Source organism: Fredinandcohnia onubensis (assembly GCF_002734215.1).
In the GTDB taxonomy this organism is placed as follows: domain Bacteria; phylum Bacillota; class Bacilli; order Bacillales; family Bacillaceae_L; genus Ferdinandcohnia; species Ferdinandcohnia onubensis.
This window is the reverse complement of the sequence record NZ_NSEB01000007.1, coordinates 391,198-398,047: the sequence shown is the minus strand read 5'-3', so window position 1 is coordinate 398,047 and position 6,850 is coordinate 391,198. Positions and strand designations below refer to the sequence as shown.

Sequence of the window (6,850 nt, the reverse complement as noted above, 5' to 3'; positions counted from 1 at the left end):
TTAATATAAGAAAACCCGAATAATGTCCCTATTCTAAAATTGTCCATTATTCGGGTTATAGTTCACAGGTTCATCGTCCCACCATATCTAGAACGTAGAACCTCCTTCTTAGTAGAATGAGCAATCTGTTTGAAAAATGGAACAAATTACTATAATGTGAAAGTGTTAATGTTTTTAATTCTTGGGAGGTAAAAGGAATGAACATCGTAACACTCGTAGGAAGCTTGAGAAAAAATTCGTTTAATATGCAAGTCGCTAAAACCATGCAAGAACGATATAAGGACAAACTGAACATGCAAATCCCAGATATCGGTGCTTTGCCTCATTTTAATCAAGATGATGAATTAGATCCGCCACAGGTTGTAAAGGATTTTAAAGCGGCCATTGCCAATGCTGACGGTGTTATTATTATTACACCTGAGTACAACTGGTCGATTCCTGGTGTATTAAAAAATGCCTTAGATTGGACTTCACGCGTGGAGCAAGTATTCATTGGCAAACCTGTTATGACGCTTGGAGCTACTCCAGGGATGATGGGAACGATTCGAGCCCAATTACATTTACGTGATATTTTAGTAGCCCCAGGTATCCAGGCAAATATTCTACCTCCAGGAGCTAATGAAATCCTAATAAACACAGTACATCAAAAAGTTGATGAACAAACTGGACAATTCGTTGACGAATCAACACTAAGCTTCTTAGATAGTAAAATTGAAGCATTTGTCGATTTCACAAAAACAAACTAAAACATAAGAAGTGCGAGCCCCATTAAGGATGCTGGCACTTTATTTTTAGGGACAGAGGGACAGGTCCCTCGTTACCACAACATAGAGAGGAGAATTCAAAAAATGAGATTAAGTGTTCTTGACCAAGCCCCGATTACAAAAGGAAATTCTCCTGCGGATGCATTGAAAAAAGCCGAGGAGCTTGCAATCTTGGCTGATGAATTAGGGTACCATCGGATGTGGATGGCTGAGCATCACGGAACCGGCTCGTATGCGAGTTCTGCTCCTGAGATTTCTGTTGCACATTTGGCGGCGAAAACAAAGCAGATTCGAATTGGAACAGGTGGAGTCATGATGATGCATTACTCACCGCTAAAGCTTGCTGAAGTGTTCAAAACACTAAGTTCATATTCTCCAGGTAGAATTGATTTTGGAGTTGGACGTGCACCAGGTGGGGACCAATACGCAATCTATGCCTTATCTGAAGGCCGCCAACCAATGGTAAATAATATGTACGAAAAATTCGACCTAGCATTACAAATGATTAAAGACGAAGTACCTGACCATCCACTCTATAAAAATACAATCGCAACCCCGTCTCAAGTTGTACTGCCTGAAGCATGGTTATTAGGTTCAACTGGAAACAGTGCTGTCATGGCAGGAAGGATGGGTGTTGGTTATTCCTTTGCACAATTTTTTAGCGGGGAAATAACAAAGGATATTCTAGACTTATATAAAGATGAATTTAAGCCAACTGTCTTTATGGAAAAGCCAGAAATTACAGTTTCCTATATGGTGACCGTTGCTGAAACAGAGGAGGAAGCTGAGTTTGAAGCATTGCCACATGACATTGCGCGTCTATGGCTGATGAGAGGTAAGCTTGGACAGGTGTTAACTCCAGAGGAAGCACAAGACTATCCGTTAACTGAAGTAGAATGGACGACCATACAAGAAAATCGCAAAAAACTTCACTTAGTTGGATCAGCTAAAGCAATTGCTGAAAAACTTCGTCAAGAGCAGCAGGAATATGGCTTTGACGAAGCAATGATTTGTAGCATCCCTCATTCACAAGAAAAGCGACTGAATGTATACAGATTACTGGCTAAGGAATTATTATAATTAGACAGAGGACCCTTGTTCCACCATATTTTTACAGGGACAAGGGACCTGTCCCTGTGTCCCACCATTTTTCGTCTTAATCAATCTCGTTCAATCACTTTTACACCTTTATAATAGACTTTTTTAATTTGTTCTACATCTGTTATTTCCAAACCTGGTATGCCCTCAGCAACTAGGAAATTGGCTTCAAGTCCTGGTTTTAACTTACCAAATTGTTTTTGTTTTCCTAGAATCCTAGCTGGATTTGCGGTTAATAATGCAAGAATGTCGTTCTCATTGTAGCTATCCTTTAACAGTTTCATAGCTGGCCCGGCGATAAGCATCAAAGAATCTGGGCCTTTTAAAGAGCGATCCTGAAATGGCAGCCATGGAACCCCAGGATAAGGTGGCAAGTATGCATCTGTTGAAATAGAAACAGTAATCTGTTTCTGCACCAACTTCATAATTTCCTCAGGAGAGTTGGGTGGTAGATGTGTTCCGCCCATTGGAGTAGCGACAATCTGTATTCCTCTTTCAGCTACTTGATTGATCTGCTCATCCGTAATCCCGTGGGCATGATGCAAGACATCAAACCCTGCTTCAAGGGTCAGCTCAATTCCTTCTTTACCCGCAACATGGCAACCAATGTCTTTACCTGTTTCATGAAAAATAGAGACAAGTTCCTGCAGTTGACGGCGTGTATAAATGATTTCGCCGGCTCTTGGTACCACATCCTCCGTAAAATTAGCTGGGGTGGCATTAACAAATATATTTTCACCGGGATAGTCACTGTTTTCGGCTATTTTTTTTACAAGAGTAGATGAAGTTAAGTCATCCTGTGTAACAGCCGTTGATTCGGTAATCGATGTGAAGTGAGCAAGTTTCTCAAAGCCAATGGAGATGCTTGTCGTTGCAAACGAGATATCCATTGGAAAACCAGCCACTGCTTCACGATAATCACTTATAGAAAATTTACATAGGGGATGACCACATATTTGCTCACCTAATGCTGTGATTCCAAAGGATAAAGCCTTAAAAAGAATCCCTTTTCCGGCAATAAGATGGGTCTCAGGAGTTACCGGATAAAGCGAGGTTGGCGCAAACTCAAGTAAATGGGTATGACAGTCAACAAGTGATGGTGTAATCACATGCTGCGAGCAATCAACCACCTCAATATCAGGGTATTGAGTTTGTAAATCATTCCATGTACCCACCACTTTAACTAATCCGTTTTCGACCAACATTCCACCGTTATCAATCGTTCCCTCTTCCGAAACTGTAATGAGTTTTTTGCAGCGAATAATATATTTCATCTATCATCACACCAAAAATGGAGTTAGCCAGTAGCCAAGCACACAGGCTGTGGCAATGCGGATAATCAGTCCAATTACGGCTGCTCCAAGTACTTCTCTTTCTGTAAGGTCTGAGGTTTCAGCCCAAGTGACAGGCACTTGGCCAAAAATGACAGATAACGGCAAACCTGAATTGGCAAGAACAAATGAACCAACAATTAATCGAGGATCAATGGTTGTAGCAAGGTCAGCAAGTTGGGCAACTGCCAATGTTGGTGCAGCAAGTACCGAGACAATTCCAGTAGCAGGTTCGATACTGAGAAACGTTAGACTAGAAGAAAGACCTGATTCAATGAAGCTCCAGACACCCGCAAATTTTAATACGCCGATGAAAAAGAATACTGTAGCTACCGCAGGGATGATAATAAGAAAGAGAAGTTCTGCTCCTTCTTTAGCTGATGCAAAGATCGTGTTTAAAAAACGTGTGTTGGGCGTAAAACGAGGTAATTCGGTAAGTTCTACTTTTTTTGTGTCTCGGTAAATCGTTCTTGATAGCAGGAATGGAACAATAACAATTGGAACGAAAATAGATAATAGTACTAATGGAAAAGCATTAATTCCAAAAACGGAAAGAGCAATCAGTCCAAGTACAAAAGTAGCAAAGGATTGGGGGGACTGAATCATTGTCGCAACGGCAATTTTTTGTTCAGCCTTTGTAGCGTTTGCCTTTACTAAAATCGGTCCAGAAATTTTTCCAGCTGCATTTATATCACCGAGAATATTGTACACACTTGGGATGATGACTGAAGGATTGATTTTAAACCACCTCATAATGGGGACAAAAATCCGAATTAACCCGTCTGTAAAACCTAATCGTTCTAGTATTCTACCAATGATAACGCTCACAATAATAGCGATGCCAATTTCACTTGTGAGGAAAATATCTACAACAACTGGTTTTACTTCTTGAATGATGGTATCAAAAAGCGTAGACATAGAGTTAGGAGAAATTAATAAAAGAAGCAGTAAACCAAAAACTAAAATAACCCCGATAATTTCCCACATATGCCAATTTGCTCTTGTTGTTTTTGGCATGGATTGTGGTGTTTTGTTCTTCTCCATATTGAGTCCTCCAGACATATATTTATCATAATTCAATTTATGTCTAAAATAAGGATAGGTGCCTGTATAGTGGTTTCCTTTACATGCATAATTTCTTTTAAATCCCTCATAATAAGGGAAAAAGGAAAAGTGTGTGAATATGAATAATAACGAAATCGTGATTGAGGAACTTAACACTTTATTGAGAGGATGTTATATGGGGATTCGTGCCTTTGAACATCACATTCAAAATCTTGACGAACCTGGGTTAAGACAGAGGTTCCAAGCGATGCAACAAGAGACCAAGAAAAATGCTCAAAAAATCGCAGAAAGGATTCAGAATTTAAATGGAGTGCCTGCAGATAACGAGGGTTTATCCGGAAGAATCCACAGTTCCATGCACAAAATGATGCTTTCCAACGATCCGGAGGGGATTATGAAGGATGCGATAAAAGGGCTAGATAAATATGGTGTTGAGTATTCAGAAGAGCTTGTTAAGGGAGATCTTGATCCAGAAAGCAGGAAAATAGCTGAAGAGGTCATCGATTCAAGTCGCAGACATGCAGAAGAGATTAAAATCTTACTTAATAGATGAACCCTATTAATGTATGACACACTCATTAACACATAAGGGTGTGTTTTTTAGTGAAAAAAAGACAGCCTTGAGGAGAACTGTCTTTGGGTTAAAAGGTTTATTGTTTTAATTGGTTCAATTCTTCCATACTCTCCTGAACAAGTGTAACAGCTTGGCTCATGGCTGCCCCTCCACCAAACGCCGCAGTTACACCGACAGCTTCGAGAATTTCCTCTTCAGAACAACCTTGATCTAAACAGCCTTTTGTATGGTAAATGATACAATATTCATCTTGTGAATACAGACTTATTCCTAAAGCAATAAGTTGTTTTTGTTTTTGAGATAAAACGCCCTCTTTAAAGCATTCTTCTGTAAAAGCATTATATAACTCAGCAAGCTTTGGCATTTTTTTAGTGAAAGTACCAATACCGGTCTTGTAATCAAGGAGGGCAGCCTCCGTTGAATTTCTAGCTTCAAAATCCATACTATTGATTCCTCTTTTCTAAAGCTTATTTGTATCCCTTTGCATTTGGATCCATGCTATTAGCACCATAATCTGGAACATGGCTTGCGTGTTTTTCATGGTATCTTGATCCTGAACCAACATCACTATTTCTTTGTTGTTTCGCGTTGTTATTTCCTTTTTGCTTTGCCATCATTTTCACCTCTGCATTTTTTTGGGACGAGGGACCTGTCCCTGTGTCCCTGACAAGGATACCTTGTCCAACGGTATTGTTACCTTGATTTATGTGAAGTATTCTAGTTTTGCGTTTGGGAAAAATTTTTCCATATACGAATAGAGGTGTTTTTTGATATCCTCTTCTTCATCCTTCTGATAGATGTATTTCCCGATCCCGTATTTACCCCACTTATACCTTCTTTTTTCTTCATCTAATTCCAATTTAGTCATTGGGTAATTTTTTTCGATGACCCTTTTTGCTGGCTTGGTAAATCGGTGTTGAATAAACTCAAAAGTTAAGTCCTTTTTGGCTTCTGGCGGTAACTCTGCCTCTAAACGCTCGAACATCTTATAGTATCCATCTTCCCAACCTTCATGGAGGTAGATAGGAGCTATGATAAACCCAAGAGGATAACCAGCCCTCGCAACTTTACCTGCAGCCTCGATTCTTTTTTCTAATGGGGATGTTCCAGGTTCAAAGTTCTTTACAATATAATCAGCATTCATACTAAAGCGGAACCTAGTTTTGCCGTTGTGTTTGGCATCTAATAAATGATCGACATGATGAAACTTTGTCACAAACCGTAATTTACCGAATTCTGATTCACCAAAATGTTCAATCGCTCTTTTTAGAGTATGTGTTAAATGATCAATCCCTACAATGTCCGATGTACAAGATGCTTCAAACCTTGTTATTTCAGGTGCGCGCTCCGCCATATATTGATCAGCAGCTTCTAAAATTTCGTCGACATTTACATATGTACGAATATATGGCTTCGATCCCATCGTTGTTTGCAGGTAACAATAATGGCAATGCCCCATACAGCCTGTTGCAAATGGAATTGCATATTCTGCTGAAGGCTTTGAGGTGTCAAATTTAAGTGTTTTCCTAATCCCCACTACAAGTGTTGATTTAGCGACTCGGTATTTTTGGAAGTCGTTATCACCTGGTAAGTTTCTTACCTGATTGTGTGATGTGGTATATCGAATCTCAACATCCATCTTTTCAAATTTTTCAAGAAGCTGTTTTCCTAACGGATAATCTAATGCTTTCGGTTCAAAATAAATGAGTTTTGGATTAAATGGCTTCATTCGAATGTCCCTTCTGAAACATCCCCATAGTAATACTGATAGGCTTGGTTTGCTTCCTCTTCTGTGGAATAAACAGCAACCTCATTTGATAATGGATAATATGTTTCATACAGAAATAGGGCTAGCTCATTTGGCCTCTCAGGGTGATTCACTACAGCTGCCGCTTGGATATTAGCTACATCTTGAGTATGGGGATTTCGATAAAATACATAAACAACATCTCCAGCCTGATACATTTGTTCCATGACATCACCTTTACAGTGGGACAGAGGTCCTTCGTCCCGAAATT

General features: G+C 39.6%; 9 protein-coding genes. 3 read left to right on the top strand and 6 right to left on the bottom strand.

Annotated features, from left to right (window positions below; genetic code table 11):
• Nucleotides 1–197 precede the first annotated feature (197 nt).
• Both CKK03_RS10925 and CKK03_RS10920 read left to right on the top strand, forming a co-directional pair.
• Nucleotides 198–746: an NADPH-dependent FMN reductase gene (locus CKK03_RS10925; RefSeq protein WP_099362604.1), complete on the top strand. Its 549-nt coding sequence runs from the start codon at nucleotides 198–200 to the stop codon at nucleotides 744–746.
• 102 nt (nucleotides 747–848) lie between these two features.
• Nucleotides 849–1,844: an MsnO8 family LLM class oxidoreductase gene (locus tag CKK03_RS10920; protein ID WP_099362603.1), complete on the top strand. Its 996-nt coding sequence runs from the start codon at nucleotides 849–851 to the stop codon at nucleotides 1,842–1,844.
• An 80-nt stretch (nucleotides 1,845–1,924) separates the two neighbouring features.
• On the opposite strand, the gene CKK03_RS10915 is transcribed toward CKK03_RS10920, so the two are convergent.
• Nucleotides 1,925–3,136 carry an amidohydrolase family protein gene (locus CKK03_RS10915; protein WP_099362602.1) on the bottom strand — a complete coding sequence of 404 codons (1,212 nt, stop codon included), beginning with the start codon at nucleotides 3,134–3,136 and terminating at the stop codon, nucleotides 1,925–1,927.
• Between the two features lie 6 nt (nucleotides 3,137–3,142).
• On the bottom strand, nucleotides 3,143–4,237 hold the full coding sequence (locus CKK03_RS10910) for a hypothetical protein (RefSeq protein ID WP_245864088.1): 1,095 nt from the start codon (nucleotides 4,235–4,237) through the stop codon (nucleotides 3,143–3,145).
• Between the two features lie 139 nt (nucleotides 4,238–4,376).
• Here CKK03_RS10910 and CKK03_RS10905 point away from each other — a divergent pair, with 139 nt between their 5' ends.
• Nucleotides 4,377–4,811, top strand: coding sequence for a DUF2383 domain-containing protein (locus CKK03_RS10905; RefSeq protein WP_099362601.1), 435 nt, complete (start codon nucleotides 4,377–4,379; stop codon nucleotides 4,809–4,811).
• A gap of 97 nt (nucleotides 4,812–4,908) precedes the next feature.
• Here the strand turns inward: CKK03_RS10905 and CKK03_RS10900 are convergent, their stop codons facing one another.
• The 4 genes from CKK03_RS10900 to CKK03_RS10890 form a co-directional block, all read right to left on the bottom strand.
• Entirely contained in the window at nucleotides 4,909–5,274 is a 366-nt protein-coding gene (locus tag CKK03_RS10900; protein ID WP_099362600.1) for a carboxymuconolactone decarboxylase family protein, read from the bottom strand.
• Between the two features lie 25 nt (nucleotides 5,275–5,299).
• Nucleotides 5,300–5,446 carry a hypothetical protein gene (locus tag CKK03_RS23695; RefSeq protein WP_180271226.1) on the bottom strand — a complete coding sequence of 49 codons (147 nt, stop codon included), beginning with the start codon at nucleotides 5,444–5,446 and terminating at the stop codon, nucleotides 5,300–5,302.
• Nucleotides 5,447–5,535: 89 nt separating this feature from the next.
• Nucleotides 5,536–6,561 (bottom strand): spore photoproduct lyase, encoded by a 1,026-nt coding sequence (gene splB, locus CKK03_RS10895; RefSeq protein ID WP_099362599.1) that lies wholly within the window; start codon nucleotides 6,559–6,561, stop codon nucleotides 5,536–5,538.
• On the bottom strand, nucleotides 6,558–6,806 hold the full coding sequence (locus CKK03_RS10890) for a transcriptional regulator SplA domain-containing protein (protein WP_099353271.1): 249 nt from the start codon (nucleotides 6,804–6,806) through the stop codon (nucleotides 6,558–6,560). Before CKK03_RS10890 ends, splB begins: the two co-directional genes overlap by 4 nt.
• Between the last annotated feature and the right edge of the window lie 44 nt (nucleotides 6,807–6,850).